14 protein-coding genes are annotated in these 16,552 nt (G+C 67.0%); 9 read left to right on the top strand and 5 right to left on the bottom strand.

Annotated features, from left to right (window positions below; translation table 11 throughout):
• The first annotated feature begins 138 nt into the window (after nt 1-138).
• On the top strand, nt 139-834 hold the full coding sequence (locus VPH47_RS17090; protein ID WP_014036121.1) for a TorF family putative porin: 696 nt from the start codon (nt 139-141) through the stop codon (nt 832-834).
• A 140-nt stretch (nt 835-974) separates the two neighbouring features.
• On the opposite strand, the gene tdh is transcribed toward VPH47_RS17090, so the two are convergent.
• Nucleotides 975-1,997: an L-threonine 3-dehydrogenase gene (gene tdh, locus VPH47_RS17085; protein ID WP_010483949.1), complete on the bottom strand. Its 1,023-nt coding sequence runs from the start codon at nt 1,995-1,997 to the stop codon at nt 975-977.
• Between the two features lie 398 nt (nt 1,998-2,395).
• Here tdh and VPH47_RS17080 point away from each other — a divergent pair, with 398 nt between their 5' ends.
• The 7 genes from VPH47_RS17080 (at nt 2,396) to VPH47_RS17050 (ending at nt 10,976) form a co-directional block, all read left to right on the top strand.
• A complete protein-coding gene (locus tag VPH47_RS17080; RefSeq protein ID WP_368851345.1) occupies nt 2,396-4,558 on the top strand; it encodes a S46 family peptidase in 2,163 nt (720 codons plus the stop codon).
• A 199-nt stretch (nt 4,559-4,757) separates the two neighbouring features.
• A complete protein-coding gene (locus VPH47_RS17075) occupies nt 4,758-5,402 on the top strand; it encodes a histidine phosphatase family protein (RefSeq protein WP_368851344.1) in 645 nt (214 codons plus the stop codon).
• Nucleotides 5,403-5,443: 41 nt separating this feature from the next.
• Nucleotides 5,444-6,715 (top strand): bifunctional tetrahydrofolate synthase/dihydrofolate synthase, encoded by a 1,272-nt coding sequence (folC, locus tag VPH47_RS17070; protein ID WP_368851343.1) that lies wholly within the window; start codon nt 5,444-5,446, stop codon nt 6,713-6,715.
• 81 nt (nt 6,716-6,796) lie between these two features.
• Entirely contained in the window at nt 6,797-7,840 is a 1,044-nt protein-coding gene (locus VPH47_RS17065) for an SPOR domain-containing protein (protein ID WP_368851342.1), read from the top strand.
• Nucleotides 7,841-7,883: 43 nt separating this feature from the next.
• A complete protein-coding gene (locus VPH47_RS17060; protein WP_110711194.1) occupies nt 7,884-8,645 on the top strand; it encodes a CvpA family protein in 762 nt (253 codons plus the stop codon).
• 30 nt (nt 8,646-8,675) lie between these two features.
• Nucleotides 8,676-10,142 carry an amidophosphoribosyltransferase gene (purF, locus tag VPH47_RS17055; RefSeq protein WP_005408246.1) on the top strand — a complete coding sequence of 489 codons (1,467 nt, stop codon included), beginning with the start codon at nt 8,676-8,678 and terminating at the stop codon, nt 10,140-10,142.
• A gap of 9 nt (nt 10,143-10,151) precedes the next feature.
• On the top strand, nt 10,152-10,976 hold the full coding sequence (locus tag VPH47_RS17050; RefSeq protein WP_368851341.1) for a ferritin-like domain-containing protein: 825 nt from the start codon (nt 10,152-10,154) through the stop codon (nt 10,974-10,976).
• Nucleotides 10,977-11,044: 68 nt separating this feature from the next.
• Here VPH47_RS17050 and VPH47_RS17045 read toward each other — a convergent pair whose 3' ends face one another.
• Complete coding sequence (locus VPH47_RS17045) at nt 11,045-12,502, bottom strand: DUF2235 domain-containing protein (RefSeq protein WP_368851340.1); 1,458 nt, start codon at nt 12,500-12,502, stop codon at nt 11,045-11,047.
• 225 nt (nt 12,503-12,727) lie between these two features.
• Between VPH47_RS17045 and VPH47_RS17040 the strand changes: the two genes are divergently transcribed.
• A complete protein-coding gene (locus VPH47_RS17040; protein WP_368851339.1) occupies nt 12,728-13,981 on the top strand; it encodes a M12 family metallo-peptidase in 1,254 nt (417 codons plus the stop codon).
• Nucleotides 13,982-14,068: 87 nt separating this feature from the next.
• Here VPH47_RS17040 and lpxH read toward each other — a convergent pair whose 3' ends face one another.
• The 3 genes from lpxH to VPH47_RS17025 form a co-directional block, all read right to left on the bottom strand.
• Nucleotides 14,069-14,815: a UDP-2,3-diacylglucosamine diphosphatase gene (gene lpxH, locus VPH47_RS17035; protein ID WP_368851338.1), complete on the bottom strand. Its 747-nt coding sequence runs from the start codon at nt 14,813-14,815 to the stop codon at nt 14,069-14,071.
• Between the two features lie 66 nt (nt 14,816-14,881).
• Nucleotides 14,882-15,421, bottom strand: a complete 540-nt coding sequence (locus tag VPH47_RS17030; RefSeq protein ID WP_110711204.1) for a phosphatase PAP2 family protein — start codon at nt 15,419-15,421, stop codon at nt 14,882-14,884.
• Nucleotides 15,402-16,547, bottom strand: coding sequence for a glycosyltransferase family 1 protein (locus tag VPH47_RS17025; RefSeq protein WP_110711206.1), 1,146 nt, complete (start codon nt 16,545-16,547; stop codon nt 15,402-15,404). The genes VPH47_RS17030 and VPH47_RS17025 overlap by 20 nt, the downstream gene beginning before the upstream one ends.
• Between the last annotated feature and the right edge of the window lie 5 nt (nt 16,548-16,552).

The following is a 16,552-nucleotide window of genomic DNA, read 5'->3' as shown; positions in this document are numbered from 1 at the left end:
GGGGCGTCGCCACGGCCGGCACATGTTGCATCGCAATAGCAAACTGGTTAAGAATTCGTGAACCGGACCTGTCCCGTTCCGGTCGCTACACCCGCTCCCGCCTTCCACGCCACGCCACCGCCCCCACCGGAGACGCTCATGAAGCACGCCCGTGCCTGCCTCGCCATTGCCGCTGCCCTGACCCTGGCCGCCCCGTTCGCTGCCAGCGCGCAGGAGAACGAATCGCCGTACAGCTGGAATGTCACCGCCGTATCCGACTATCTGTTCCGTGGTGTGTCGCAGACCGACGAGAAGCCGACCCTGCAGGCGGGCTTCACCTACACCTCGCCGGTAGGCCTGTATGCCGGTGTCTGGGGTTCGGGCGTGGACTTCGGTCCGGGTGACCCGAACACCGAGATCGACTACCAGATCGGCTACGGCGTGGACGTCACTTCGCGCGTCAACTTCGACGTGCTGCTCAACCGCTACACCTACATCGGTGCCAGCCACCAGAACTACAACGAGCTGGTGACCACCACCACGCTCGATGACACCTACAAGCTGACCGTGGCCTACACCAACGACCAGTGGAACAGCGGCACCGATGGCTGGTACTACGGTGTCGGCGGCCAGTGGGGCCTGCCGCAGGACTTCACGCTGAACGCCAACGTCGGCCGCAGCAGCTTCGAGAAGGGCCTGGCCAAGGACTACACCGACTGGAACGTCGGCGTCAGCCGCCAGTTCGGCCTGTTCAACGTCGGCCTGGGTTACTACGGCACCGACGGCAATGGTCGCGAGAACTCCGGCAAGCTGGCGCACAGCCGCGTGCTGCTGACCGTGGCGATCGGTAAGTAACGCCGCAGGCGTTACCGGTAGTGCCGGCCGCTGGCCGGCAACATCGGGATGGCAAAGAAAAAGGCGCCCATCGGGCGCCTTTTTCAATTTCAAGGTGTGCCGAGCAAGCTCGGCACCCACCCATCGCGCGCGGCGAAGGGTCAATTCCAGCTGAGCACAACCTTGCCGGCCTTGCCTTCTTCCATCAGGTCGAAGCCCTTCTGGAAGTCGTCGATCGGCAGCTGGTGGGTCATCACCTTGCCGAGCGGGAAGCCGGACAGCACCAGCTGGGTCATCTTGTACCAGGTCTCGTACATCTTGCGGCCGTAGATGCCCTGCACGGTCAGGCCCTTGAAGATGATCTTGTCCCAGTCGCAGCCGGCGCCCTTGGGCATGATGCCGAGCATGGCGATCTTGCCGCCGTGGTACATGCAGTCGAGCATGTCGTTGAACGCGCGCGGGTTGCCGCTCATTTCCAGGCCGACGTCGAAGCCCTCCATGTGCAGTTCCTTCATCACGTCCTTCAGCGACTGGTTGGCCACGTTGACGACGCGGGTGGCACCCATGTCGGCGGCCAGCTTCAGGCGGAAATCATTGACGTCGGTCACCACCACGTTGCGTGCACCGATGTGCTTGCAGATGCCGGCGGCGATGATGCCGATCGGACCGGCACCAGTGATCAGCACGTCCTCGCCAATCACGTTGAACTCCAGCGCACAGTGCGCGGCGTTGCCGTAGGGGTCGAAGAACGCAGCCAGCTCGGACGGGATCTGGTCCGGGATCGGCCACAGGTTGCTGGCCGGCATCACCATGTACTCGGCGAAGGCGCCGTTGACGTTGACGCCGATGCCGACGGTGTTCGGGCACAGGTGCGGGCGGCCGCCACGGCAATTGCGGCAGTGGCCGCAGACGATGTGGCCCTCGGCCGAGACGCGCTGGCCGATCTCGTAGCCGGTCACGGCCGAGCCGAGCGCGGCGACGCGACCGACGAACTCGTGGCCGATGGTCAGGCCCGGCTTGATGGTGCGCTGGCTCCACTCGTCCCACAGGTAGATGTGCAGGTCGGTACCGCAGATCGCGGTCTTCTCGAGCTTGATCAGGACCTCGTTCGGGCCCGGGGTCGGAACCGGAACTTCTTCCAGCCAGATGCCCTTGGCCGCTTCGCGCTTGACCAGGGCCTTCATCGTTTGCTGCGCCATCGGGGTGGAACTCATCAGGGGGAAAGCGCGGATTATAGGGTGCCGCGCGGATTTCCCATGTTGCGCTGCGGGTGCAGTGGCGGAACGAAAGGCGTGCGCCGGCGGGCGTTTCGAACGTACTGCGAACAGCGGTGTCGCTTCGCTCGCCGGGCATGGCTCGGCGCTACCGTCCGAGGCCAGGGGACCGTGAGCGCCATGGATGGCGCGACCGAGCCCCCATGGATGGGTTTACGGCGTGTCCTGCATCGGCCTGGCCTCTCGCCTCTGACCGATCGCAATGGAGACGCTGAACGGTGGAAGCACCTGATTGCATGACTTCCGGGGTTCGGGCCGGGGCAGGGCGGCGGGCTACAATCGAGGGTTCCACTACCAGGGGCCGCTCCATGCGCTCGAACCTGCTTGCATTCTCCATCGTCGCCAGCCTCGGGCTGGCCCAGGTCGCCCATGCCGCTGAAGGCATGTGGGTGCCGCAGCAGCTGCCGGAAATCGCCGGCCCGCTGCAGAAGGCCGGCCTGAAGCTGTCCCCGGAACAGCTGTCCAACCTGACCGGCGACCCGATGGGCGCGGTCGTCGCCCTCGGCGGCTGCACCGCCAGCTTCGTCTCGCCGCAGGGCCTGGTGGTCACCAACCACCACTGCGCGTATGGCGCCATCCAGCTGAATTCGACCGCGCAGAAGAACCTGATCAAGGATGGCTTCAACGCGCCGACCCTGAAGGACGAACTGAGTGCCGGCCCGAACGCCCGCGTGTTCGTGCTCGACCAGATCACCGACGTCACCGCCCAGGCCAAGGCTGCCATTGCCGGCGCCGGCAACGACCCGCTGGCCCGCAGCCGCGCGCTGGACGCGTTCGACAAGGCCCAGGTCGCCGCCTGTGAAGCCGATGCCGGCTTCCGCTGCCGCCTGTACAGCTTCTCCGGCGGCAATACCTACCGCCTGTTCCGCAACATGGAAATCAAGGACGTGCGCCTGGTCTACGCGCCCCCGGGCAGCGTCGGCAAGTTCGGCGGCGACGTCGACAACTGGATGTGGCCGCGCCACACCGGCGACTTCTCGTTCTACCGCGCCTACGTGGGCAAGGACGGCAAGCCGGCTGCCTTCGCCGCCGACAACGTGCCGTACCAGCCCAAGCACTTCCTGAAGTTCGCCGACCAGCCGCTGGGCGCCGACGACTTCGTGATGGTGGCCGGCTACCCGGGCCGCACCAACCGCTACGCCCTGGCCGGCGAGTTCAACGAAACCGCAAGCTTCACCTACCCGACCATCGCCAAGCACTACAACGCAGTGCTGAAGATGATCGCCGATGCCGGCAAGGCCGACGCCGACGTCAAGGTGAAGTACGCCGCCACGGCCGCCAGCATGAACAACGTGGCCAAGAACTACCTGGGCCAGCTGGAAGGCTTCAAGCGCATCGACGCCGCCGGCCAGAAGCAGGCTGAAGAAGCCGCCGTACTGGCGTGGCTGAAGAAGCAGGGCGCTGCCGGCAAGCCGGCCCTGGCGGCACACGCGCAGCTGCTCAAGCATCTGGATACCAGCAAGTCGACCCGCGAACGCGACCTGTTCGTCGGCCAGTTCAACAACACCTCGGCTGTCGGCGCGGCGATCACCCTGTACCGCCTGTCGATCGAGCGCAGCAAGCCGGATGCCGAACGCGAAGCCGGTTACCAGGAACGCGACCTGACCACCATCGAAGGTGGCCTGAAGCAGATGGACCGTCGCTACGTGGCGAAGATGGACCAGCAGCTGCAGACCTACTGGCTGGACCAGTACGTGGCCCTGCCGGCCGCGCAGCGCGACAACGAAGTGCTGAACAAGTGGCTGGCCGGCAGCGATGCCGCTGCGGTCAAGTCGCTGGTGAACAAGCTGGGCGGCACCGAGCTGGGCAGCCTGGACACCCGCCTGAAGTGGTTCAAGGCCGACCGTGCTGCGTTTGAGGCCAGCAATGATCCGGCCATCCAGTACGCCGTGGCCGTCATGCCGGCGCTGCTGAAGCAGGAAGAGCAGCGCAAGATCCGCGAAGGCGAATCGCTGACCGCGCGTCCGCTGTACCTGCAGGCCGTGGCCGACTACAAGAAGAGCCAGGGTGAGTTCGTCTACCCGGACGCCAACCTGTCGCTGCGCATCACCTTCGGCAACGTCATGGGCTATGGCAAGGATGGCGTGAAGTACACCCCGTTCACCACCCTGGAAGGCGTGGCGGCGAAGGAAACCGGTGAAGATCCGTTCGATTCGCCGAAGGCGCTGCTCGATGCGGTCAAGGCCAAGCGTTACGGCGGCCTGGAAGACAAGCGCATCGGTTCGGTGCCGGTAAACTTCCTGTCCAACCTGGACATCACCGGCGGCAACTCGGGTTCGCCGGTGCTGGACGCCAACGGCAAGCTGGTGGGCCTGGCCTTCGACGGCAACTGGGAATCGGTCAGCTCCAACTGGGTGTTCGACCCGGTGATGACCCGCATGATTGCCGTGGACAGCCGCTACATGCAGTGGATCATGCAGGAAGTAGCGCCGGCGCCGCAGCTGCTGAAGGAACTGAACCTGGCGAAATAAACCGGTTGCGGTAGTGCCGGCCGCTGGCCGGCACCCTCGACTCAATAGCCGGAAGTTTCGAAACCCCGCGACGCAGGTCGCGGGGTTTTTTCATGCCCGCCCCGGCCCGGTGCGCCGAACAGGTATCATCCCTGTTCCGCGTACTTCACAGGATGTGAACGAAACGCGGAAACCTCCTCCCCCAGGACCCCTTGCACGCATGCGCATCCTGCTTGCCCGCCACGGCGAAACGCCGTGGAACGCCGAAGGCCGCTACCAGGGCCAGATCGATATTCCGCTTTCGCCGATCGGTGAAGCCCAGGCCCAGGCACTGGGTGCCCGCCTGGCCTCGGTGGACATCACCCGTGCCGTCGCCTCGCCGCTGTCACGCGCGCAGCGCACCGCGCAGCTGGCGCTTGGCGCCGCCCGTGCCGACATGCTGCTGACCGAGCCGGAGCTGCAGGAAATCGCCCATGGCGAATGGGAAGGGCTGCTGGCCAGCGAGATCCACGAGAAGGATCCGTCGCGCCTGCAGGCCTGGCGCGAGGAGCCCGATACCGTGCTGATGCCCGGCGGCGAATCGCTGCGCCTGGTGCTGGAACGCAGCTGGCGTGGCCTGGCCCGTGCCACCGAAGGCCTCGGCGAGCACGACACCCTGCTGGTGGTTGCGCACGATGCGGTCAACCGCGTGATCCTGTGCAAGGTGCTGGGCCTGCCGATTTCCCGCCTGTGGACCTTCCGCCAGGCGCCGACCACGCTCAACCTGCTCGAAGGCGCCGAGCTGGACAGCCTGGAAGTGGTGCGCCTGAACGACTGTGCCCACCACACGCCGTTCTTCGGCGAAGCCAAGCACCGCGCCCTCTGACCCGCCACACCGAACCACCTGTATCTGTTGGAAGCACTGCCGTGACGAACCCCCCGACCACCCTGGCCGACTGGCTGGATTACATTGAACGCCAGCACCCGGCGAGCATCGACATGGGCCTGGAGCGCGTGCGCGCCGTGGCCACGGCGATGGGTCTTGGCGCCCCGGGCGGGCGCACCATCGTGGTCGGTGGCACCAACGGCAAGGGCTCCACCGTGGCCTTCATCGAGGCCATCGGCCGTGCTGCCGGTTGGAAGGTTGGCGCTTACACCTCGCCGCATCTGCTGCGCTACAACGAACGTGTGCGCATCGATGGCCAGGATGTCGACGATGCGGCGTTGGTTGCTGCGTTCAGTGCCGTCGAAGCGGCACGCGGCGACACCACGCTGACCTATTTCGAGTACGGCACGCTCGCTGCTTTGCAGCTGTTCGCCGAGGCAGAGCTGGATCTGGCCGTGCTGGAAGTGGGCCTGGGTGGCCGCTTGGATGCGGTCAACATCGTCGATGCCGACGTGGCGGTGATCACCACCGTGGACATTGACCACGCCGAGTGGCTGGGCGAGGACCGCGAGGCGATCGGTACCGAGAAGGCCGGCATCATCCGCGGCTGGAAGCCGGTGATCCTGGGTGAGACCGATCCGCCGTCGAGCGTGCTGGCGCGTGCCTATCTGGTCGGTGCCAATGCGATCCGCGGTGGCAGCGATTACTTCTACGAGCCGATCGACGCCCAGCGCTGGCGCTGGCGCGACGTCGGCCTGCGCATGGAGCTGCCGACCCCGGCGCTGGCCGGCCCGATCCAGCTGGCCAACGCCGGTGCCGCCATCGCCGCGCTGCGCGCGCTGGACAAGCCGGTGCCGCGTGCGGCGTGGGCCGCGGGTATCGCGGCAGCGCGCATCTCCGGCCGCATGCAGGCGTTCGAGCGTGACGGTGTGCAGATCCGCGTGGACGTAGGCCACAACCCGCAGGCCGCCGGCCAGCTGGCGCGCGCGCTGAAGGCCGAAGTGTCAGCCGGCCGCACCCTGGCGGTGTACGCCGCGTTGCAGGACAAGGACGCGGCGGGTGTGGTGCAGGCACTGCAGGACGTGGTGGGCGAGTGGACCCTGGCCGGGCTGGACGGCCCGCGCGGGCAGAGCGCCCAGCAGCTGCAGGCACGCCTGACCGGTACGGCTGCGGCCAAGGCACAGCGGGCCGGTACCGTTGAACAGGCGCTGGCGCAGGTGTTGTCACAGGCCGAGCGGGGGGACCGTGTGCTGGTATTCGGCTCCTTCCATACCGCCGCTGCGGCCCTGCAGTGGCTGCAGGGCGACGCCTGATCCGCGTTCAGCCAACGCCGACGCCGGCCGGTCCGGCACCCGTATAATCGACGGCAATCTCCGGACAGTTGCCTGCCTCACGTGGATACGCCTCTGAAACAGCGTCTGATTGGTGCCATCGTGCTGGTGGCACTGGCCGTGATTTTCCTGCCGATGCTGGTCAAGGGACCCGCGCCCGACAGCGGTGTCGCCAATGTGCCGATCGCCGCACCGGATGCGCCGGCCGATGGCCAGTTCGAAACCCGTGAGTTGCCGCTGGTCGCCCCGGCGGGCGGTGCCACCGGCCTGCAGACCGGCCAGGCCAAGCCGCTGCAGGAGGCTGCCACGCCGGCTACGCCGCCGACCGTGGATACCTCGCCGGTGGTTGCCGCCGGCAACTACGCCGTCACCTTCGGCGCCTACGGCAGCAAGGCCGACGCCGATGCGGTGATCGCCTACCTGAAGCGCTCGCAGCTGCCGGGCTTCGCCGAAACGGCCACCATCAACGGCCGCCAGGCATGGCGCGTGCGCGTTGGACCTTACGCCGACCGCGCCCAGGCCGAAGCGGCCCGCCTGCAGGCGGTGAAGATCCGCGCCGATGTGAAGGCCGAAGTCATCGCCCTGGACGCAGCAGCGGGCAACAGTTCCGCCGTTGCCGCTACGCCGGCCCCGGCCTCACCCGGCACCAGTACTCCGGCCGCAGCCACCGCACCGTCGGCCAGTGGCAATCCCGTGCGCAGCGAAAGCCTGCCGCCGAGCACGCCGACCGCCACCACCACCCCGGCCGCCAAGCCGGAACCGCCGAAGCCGGCGCCGAAGCCGGAGGCTTCAAAGCCCGAGCCGAAGCCGGAGGCCACGGCCAGCAAGCCGGCCACGGCTCCGACCACGCCGGCAGCACCGGCCGCCAGCGGCGTCGGTTTTGCCGTGCAGCTGGGCGCGTTCGGTCAGGCCAACGATGCCAATGCCCTGCGCGACAAGGTCCGTGCCGCCGGCTTCAGCGCCTTCGTCGAGCAGGTGCGCACCGAAAAGGGCACCCTGCATCGCGTCCGCGTCGGGCCGGTGGCCAATCGCGCCGATGCCGAGCAGTTGAAGGCACAGGTCGCCGCCAAGGTCGGCGTGGCCGGCATGGTCCGACCGCACCCGTGATCCAGCGTGTTGCCCGCCGTCGTCACTGGCAGGAGCGGGCTGCGTGATCGATATCGTGCTGGGCGTGCTGATCGGCGCCTCCGTATTGTTTGGTTTCATCCGTGGCTTCGTGGGCACGGTGGTTGCGCTGGTGTCGTGGCTGCTGGCCGGCTGGATGGCCTTCACCTTCGGCAACGAGGCCTCGCACTGGTGGGCGGCACCGCAGCCACCCGGCACCGGCCATTACCTGGCCGGGTACCTCGGTGTCTTCGTTCTGACCGTCGTGGTGGTTGGGTTGGTCGGGCTGCTGCTGAAGGCCGCGATCAAACTGACCCTGCTGGGCGGCGTCGACCGCCTGCTGGGCGGCACCCTGGGCCTGGTGCGCGGTTTGTTCTTCGCCAGCATCCTGTTGTTGCTGGCCGGATTCACTGCGTTGCCGGGCGAACCGGCCTGGCAGCAGTCGCAGCTGCGGCCGCTGCTGCAGCCTGCGGTGGCGTGGATGCAGGCCCAGCTGCCGCATCTGGACAACGTGCTGCCGCAGTCGCTGCCCTTGGAGGCCCTGCTGCCAGAGCGCCTGCCCTTGCCTCTGGACGAGATCACCCCATCTTCGCAGCAAGTGTTGGGCAAGCCGGCGGCGACAGGCGATAATGGCGTCCTCAACCAGGTAGTGGCGGGCGGCGGATGGCCGCGGTCCGTGGAGATGGAGCAGGAGCCCGCACGGGCCTCCACACTGCCCAGCAACATCGAGCCGGCGCCCGTGCGCCCGGCACGGCCCGCGCCAGCCGCGGACGGAATCCACGGCCAGGTACGGCCACCTTCCCTGTAACTGGGCGCAGCCCAGCGGAGACCTCGCACCATGTGTGGCATCGTCGGAATCGTCGGCAACCAGAACGTCGCCGGGCAGTTGTATGACGGCTTGACCGTTCTCCAGCATCGCGGCCAGGATGCGGCGGGCATCGCCACGGCCAATGGCAGCCGCCTGCGGGTGCAGAAGGCCACCGGCCTGGTCCGCGATGTGTTCGATGCACGCACCATGTCCACCCTGGAAGGCAGCGTCGGCATCGCCCATGTGCGCTACCCGACGGCCGGCTCGGAAGGCATGGACGAGGCGCAGCCGTTCTACGTGAACTCGCCGTACGGCATCGCGCTGGCCCACAACGGCAACCTGATCAACACCGAGGCGCTGCGCCAGCAGGTGTTCGAACAGGACCGCCGCAACGTCAACACCGATTCGGACAGCGAAGTGCTGCTGAACGTGTTCGCCTATGAACTGGAGCAGCAGCGCCAGCTGAGCCCGGAAGCCGCGATCCGCGCGGTGGCCGGCGTGCACCGCCGCTGCAAGGGCGGCTACGCGGTGGTCAGCGTGGTGCTGGGCCTGGGCCTGGTCGCCTTCCGCGATCCGCATGGTATCCGTCCGCTGGTGCTGGGCAAGCGCAGCCATGCCGAGGGCGACGAGTACATCGTCGCCTCCGAGTCTGCCGCGCTGGACGTGCTGGGCTTCCAGCGCGTGCGCGACGTGCAGCCGGGCGAGGCGCTGGTGATCACCGCGCGCGGCGAGCTGTTCTCGGAAATCTGCGCCGAGCCGGCCGAGCACACCCCGTGCATCTTCGAATACGTGTACTTCGCGCGTCCGGATTCGATGATCGACAACGTCTCGGTGCACAAGGCGCGCATGCGCATGGGCATCAAGCTGGGCGAGAAGATCCTGCGCCTGCGCCCGGACCACGACATCGACACCATCATCCCGATCCCGGACACCTCGCGCGATGCCGCGCTGGAAATCTCCAACGTGCTGGGGGTGAAGTACCGCGAAGGCTTCATCAAGAACCGCTACATCGGCCGCACCTTCATCATGCCGGGGCAGGGCGAACGCGTGAAATCGGTGCGCCGCAAGCTCAACCCGATCCACCTGGAGTTCCGCAACCGCGTGGTGCTGCTGGTGGACGACTCGATCGTGCGGGGCACCACCAGCCAGCAGATCGTGCAGATGGCTCGTGATGCCGGCGCGCGCAAGGTCTACCTGGCCAGCGCGGCACCGCCGGTGCGCTACCCGAACATCTACGGCATCGACATGCCGGCGGCCGAGGAACTGGTCGCGCACAACCGCACGGTGGAAGAGATCGAAGCCCACCTGGGCTGCGACTGGCTGATCTACCAGGACCTGGAAGACATGGAAGCGGCGGTGAGCGAGGGCAACCCGGCGCTGCGCAACTTCGATTCGTCCTGCTTCAACGGCCACTACCCGACGGGTATCGAGCCGGGCTACTTCGAGCGCATCCAGCAGCTGCGTTCGGACGACGCCAAGCACAAGCGCCGCGCCTGAGGTCCAGGCGTGGTTGTGGTGCCCGATGTTGGAGGTGACCTGCTGCGCGCGGCGCAGCAGTGCCTTGCTGAAGCCGACCCGCTGCGCAAGGTTGCGCTGACCCAGGCGTATGCGGCCGCATTCCGTGCCGGTCGCCTGAAGGTGGCCGCCGATGCGCCGCCGCCGGAGCCGATCTGCATGCCGGGCCGGCCGGCACGGCTGGTGCTGGTGCATCCGCGCGAAGTGCCGCGGCGCGGACTGGGCGGCGTGGAAGGGCGTGCCGCCTTCATCCACGCCATCGCTCATATCGAACTCAACGCGATCGACCTGGCCTGGGATGCGGTGTACCGCTTCCGCGGCCTGCCGTCGGCCTTCCATGCCGACTGGGTCAGCTGTGCCGACGACGAGTCGCGGCACTTCATGCTGCTGCGCGAGCGGCTGCAGGTGCACGGCCATGACTACGCCAATTTTCCCGCGCACAACGGCCTGTGGGAAATGTGCGAAAAGACCGCACACGATGGACTGGCACGCATGGCGCTGGTGCCGCGCGTGCTGGAGGCGCGCGGCCTGGACGTGACACCGGGCATGATCGAGAAGCTGCGCAATGTCGGCGATGGTGAAACCGCCGATGTGCTGGAAGTGATCCTGCGCGAGGAAGTGGCGCACGTCGCCGCCGGTTCGCGCTGGTATCGCTGGTACTGCGACCGTGCCGGTGTCGAGCCGCGTGCGCGCTTCAAGGAACTGCTGGTGGAGTACGCCGGCGGCTATCTGCATGGGCCGTTCAACATGGAAGCGCGCCTGCTGGCTGGCTTCGACGCCGACGAGCTCGCCAACCTGGTCGAACAGGCCGGCTGAGAAAAAGGGGACGGAGGGGATTAAGTCGTTTGTGCCACAAACGACTTAATCCCCTCCGTCCCCTTTTTTCATGCGTTCGGCAGCACCACGCGCTTGCCATCCACTGTCGGCCGGTTGATGTAGAACAGGCCGGGACCCGGCCGGTAGGGCAGTTCGCTTACGCCGGCATCGGCGGCGTAGGTCAGTGCGGTATCGCCCAACGCATCGAAATTCCAGTGCGCGGACTGCATCAGGTAGCGTCTGCGCAGCAGCGCCTCCTGGGTCTGGGTCAGCGCCTGTCCGGTCACCAGCCGCCGTGCGATCGGCTGCAGCGCCGACGGCAGTTCCCAACCGGGAACATCGGCGGCGTTGGCGACCCATTGCACGCCTGCATCGATCGCATGCTGCTGCATCACCTGCAGCGCGATCAGCTGGTAACGCCAGTCGATGCGCCGACGCAGCACCACGGCAGCGGTGACGTACAGCACGGGTGACAGCAGCACACTGCGGCTGCCGGCGCGGCGCTGCTGTTGCCACTGGTGCCAGACATCCACCCAGATTTCTTTCTCGTCCACGCCCAGCTGCTGCCGCCAGCGTTCGGCATCGGCCTGCGTTTCAGCGTAGACCGTGGTGGCCTGCAGCGTTGCCAACGGGGGGATCTGGTACTCGGCAACGGCAGGACGACGCAGCTGCTGGCGACGTGGGCGGCTGAGCAGCTTGGGGCCTTCCTCCAGCTGGTTGTAGCCGCCGCCGATGTTGGCGTGTACGCCGGGCAGGGGGATCTCGGCGAACGGCGGCACCACACTGGTCAACGGATAATGCTGGCGATGTTCGTCGCGCGCGGTCAACTGCACTACGTGTGCGGCGATACCGCTGCGCAGGGCCAGCTGCGGCTGTTCGTCGGTGCGGCCACCACTGACCGCGACCACCGTGTCGAACAGACCGATGAAACGCAGCACGGGCAGGGCAGGGGCGAAGTCCGCAGTACAGGCCAGGCCGGATGACTGCAGCAGTTGCCGCCAACGAGCGGTATCCCAGCCCTGCAGCTGGTTGGCGATGTCACGTGCGGCGGCAGCGCCTCGAGAGAACCCGAACAGATCCAGCTGCACGCGACGCAGTGGTTGCCGCCAACGCGTGGACAGCTCGGCGAGCGCGGCCGGCAGCAGTACCTGCAGCGCGCGCTGTACCTTCGCGCGCACGCCACTGGCTCCGATACCGAAGGCCAGGCCGATCAGATCGTCATCGGCATCGTCGCGGGTGCCCACGCCTTCCACATAGATCGACAACGACGGCGTGGCGATTGCCCCGCGGCGGCTGTCCGGGTACAGCTGCTGCAGGCGCGCGATGTTGGTCAGGCCGTTGTCGTAGCTGCTGGTCAGCCGGCTCTGGTAGGTCGAATCATCATCCGCGCGCAGCTGTGCCGGACGTGGCTGAGGTACCTGCGGGCGGCCGCGCGCCAGGTTGTGGGCGTTGTTGCGGGTGCCATCGAAGAACAGGCCGATCCGCAGTAAGTCGACATCTTCGTCCGTGTCCTGCGATGGTGCCATGTGCATTCCCCGTCGTGGCTGCGTCACGGTAGCGCGAAAGCGGTGTATTGGCGAAGTGTACTGACGCTTTTGACCTCACTGAACGCAGATGCGATCGATCACAGTTCCTGATTTTCATTCCCATCATCTATTGAATTCACACCACCCGCGCAGGCCATATGGCCAGACCCGGCAAACCCGGGCGTGCTGCATCAACGCTGTTCACATCATTCAAGGAGCGACGCAATGTTGTCCAGATCGATTGGCAAAGCGGCAGGTGGCCTGGTATTGGGTTTGTCGGTGGCAGCAGCCGCGCATGCGGCACCGCTGTTCGAGCCAGTGACCGTCATCAGCCGGGCATCGGCAAACAGTGAGCCCGCGCTGGGCAAGCTGCTGGCCACCCCGTCCACGGCGACGGTACAGGAAGTGCGTGTCGATGCTGCTGCCACCGCGCAGCCGCAGCTGGAGTTCGAACTGCTCGGCCAGCGCGTGCAGGCGGTACGCAGCAAGGTTGAAGCACTGCCCGATGGCGGCAGCATCTGGTACGGCCAGTTCCGCTCACCTTCGGACAAGCTCACCGCCGCCAGCTCCAATGGCCAGGACGATCCGGGCAATTCGCTGATCCTGGTGCGTTCGGGCAACACCATCACCGGTTCGATCCGCAAGGACGGCAAGCTGTATCGCCTGCGCCCGCTGGGCAACCGCCATGTGCTGGTGGAAGTGGATGAATCGCGGATGCCGGCCGACCATCCGGCCGACTACAACCAGCTGCCGAAGATCCCGATGGGCGACAACGATCGCATCGGCATCGCGCAGGCCTCGTCCGGCACGCCGGCCACCATCCGCGTGCTGGTGGTGGCGACCAATGCCGCCGTCGCCGCCTATGGCGGCAACATGCAGTCGCTGGTGCAGCTGGCGGTGGCCGAATCCAACCAGGGCTACGTCAACAGCAACGTTGGCATCACCATGCAGTTGGCCGGCTACGAGACTACCAGCTACACCGAGTCGGGCAGCTTCGATACCGACCTGGCACGCTTCCGTGGCACCAGCGACGGTTACATGGACAGCATCCACACCAGCCGCAACAACACCGCAGCCGATGTTGGCGTGCTGCTGATCAACAACACCTCCTACTGCGGCCTGGCCTCGGGCATCGGCTCGACCGCCTCGACCGCGTTCGCGGCGGTGTACTGGGATTGCGCGACCGGCTACTACTCGTTCGCGCACGAGATCGGCCACCTGCAGAGTGCACGGCACGATATCGCCAGCGATCCCAGCACGTCGCCCTATGCCTATGGGCACGGCTATCGCTACGAGCCGTCCTCCGGTTCGCGCTGGCGCACGATCATGGCCTATGACTGCTCGGCGGGCTGCCCGCGCCTGAACTACTGGTCCAATCCGAACATCAGTTACAACGGCATTCCGATGGGCAATGCCAGTACCGCCGACAACCAGCGCGTGCTGGTCAACACCAAGGCCACCATCGCGGCCTTCCGCTGAGTCCAGGCGCCGACCAAGGTCGGCGTCTACCCGGGCGCATGCACCTGCTCTGGTAGATGCCAACCTTGGTTGGCACCTTGCGATCCGTTATTCGCGCGCCAGGGTATCCAGCGTCCAGCCGCTGGCATCCACGCGCAGCACCGAACCCTGTTCGTACCAGTCACCCAGCACGATGCGGGTGCAGGCACGGCCACCGGCCTGCAGGCTGTGCACCGCCGGGCGGTGGGTGTGGCCATGGATCATGGTATCCACGCCATGGCGCACGAAGGTGGCATCGACTTCGGCCGGCGCCACATCGGTGACGGACTCGAACTGCGCACGATCATCCTGCTTCATTTCCGACTGGCGGGCCTGGCTGGCGTCGCGCGCTTTCTGCGCGAAGGCGATGCGTGCGGCCAGCGGCTGCGACAGGAACTGGGCCTGGAACACCGGATCGCGCGTCTGTGCGCGGAACTGCTGGTAGGGAATGTCGTCGGTGCACAGCAGGTCACCGTGCTGCAGCAGTACCGGACGGCCGTACAGCTCGATCACGCAGGGGTCGGGCAGGATGCGCAGGCCGGCACGGCGCGCGTAGTCCTCACCGAGCAGGAAATCACGGTTGCCGCGGATGAAATACACCGGCACACCGCTGTCGGACAGTACCTTCAGCGCATCGGCCACCGCATCGGCAGCGGGCGAGGGCGTATCGTCGCCGATCCAGGCTTCGAACAGGTCGCCGAGGATGTACAGCGCGTCGGCGCCGGGCGCCTGCTCGCGCAGGAAGCGCAGGAACAGGTCGGTGATCTCCGGACGGCTGGGGTCCAGGTGCAGGTCGGAAATGAACAACGTGGTCATGCCCGCATTCTAGGCCATCAACGATGACGGTAGCGGCCCGGGCCGCGCCGTCAGGCCCAGCGGCGATCACACCGGCAGCGGCAACCAGGCCAGGCTGGCCGAGGCAAGCACGGTGGCGATGCCGGTGGCGGCAAGCACATCCGAGGGATAGTGCAGGCCGAGCACCACCCGCGACAGCGCGACGCCGGCGGTGAACGGCACCAGCAGCGGCGCCAGCCACGGGTAGTAGGCCAGTGCGACGATGGTGAACGACACCGCGTGCAGGGTGTGCCCGGAGGGGAAGCTGAATTCGTCCAGTGGTGCCACCCAGGCACGGATACGCAGGTCCGCCGCGTACGGGCGCGGGCGCCGGGTCCAGCGCTTGAGGCCCTTGTACAGCAGCAGCGCGGCCAGGCCGGTGGCGGCCATGTGCACCGATGCGCGCAGGCCGTCGAAGCCATCAAGCAGCACCAGTGCCCCCATCAGCACATACCAGAACACGCCATCGCCGAGCCGGCTGATGACCGAGAACAGGCGGCGCACACGGCGGCGCCGGCAGTAGTGGTTGGCCCGTCGGCACAGGCGTGCTTCGCGGTCGGCCAGCAGCTCAAGCCGCGTGGTGCGCATGGCCGCTCCTCCGCGACAGGGCCAGTTCGGCCAGCAGGGCATCGAACTCCGCCACCACCTGCTGTGGATGCAGGCGCTTCATCGCGCGCGCGGCGTTGCCGCCCAGCATCTGCCGCTGCGCGTCATCCGCCGCCAGTTGCACCGCGGCTTCGATGAACTGCTCGTCGCTGTCCACCGCCGCGCCATTCTCACCGCTGCGCAGGTACTCACGGGCGGCGCCATAGTCGAAGGCCACGGTGGCCACACCGCTGGCCATGCTTTCCAGAGTCACGTTGCCGAAGGTCTCGCTGCGACTGGGGAACAGGAACAGATCGCCGCTGGCGAAATGCCGGGCAAGCGCGTCGCCGCGCTGGATGCCGCAGAAGATGAAGTCGGGGTTTTCATGCGCCAGTTTTTCGCGGGCAGGGCCATCACCCACCCACACGAAGCGGGCCTTCGGACGGATCTGCTGCAACCGACGGAAGGCTTTCACGGCCAGACCGAGGTTCTTTTCCGCGGCGATGCGGCCAACATAGATCGCCACCAGGCCGTTGCCGTCCACGCCCCATTCCTCGCGCAGCGCAGGATCACGCCGGTTCGGATCGAACTGCTGGCTGTCGACTGCACGTGCCAGCAGGCGTACGCGTTCGAAGCCCTGCTCGCCGAGGAACTGCTGCAGCTCGCGCGTGGGCACCAGGGTCGCATCGGCCTGGTTGTGGAAGCGGCGCATCCAGCGCATCGCGGCTGCCTGCAGCCAGGCCACGCCGTAGTCGGGCAGGTATTCGTCGAAGCGGGTGTGGAAGCCACTGGCGACCGGAATGCCGAGACGCCGTGCGGTGCGCACGGCCGACCAGCCCAATGGGCCTTCGGTGGCGACATACACGGCATCCGGCCGTTGTTGCTGCCAATGGCGACCGAGACGGATCGGTGCCGGCAGGCCGAAGCGCAGCCCGGGGTAGCGTGGCAGGGCGGCGCCGGGAACCAGCAGGGTGCCCGGTGCGGAGTCCAGCGCTTCGCTGGACTGGCGCGGCCGGATCAGGTCGATCTCATGACCTGAATTGCGCAGTCCCTGTTCCAGGCCCTGCACGGTGAGGGCAACGCCGTTCACTTCCGGCGGATAGGTCTCGGTGACGATGGCATAGCGCATGGCGG

This window comes from Stenotrophomonas sp. WED208 (assembly GCF_040984485.1).
Taxonomy (GTDB): Bacteria; Pseudomonadota; Gammaproteobacteria; order Xanthomonadales; family Xanthomonadaceae; genus Stenotrophomonas; species Stenotrophomonas riyadhensis.
This window is presented reverse-complemented; position numbering and strand designations above follow the sequence as displayed.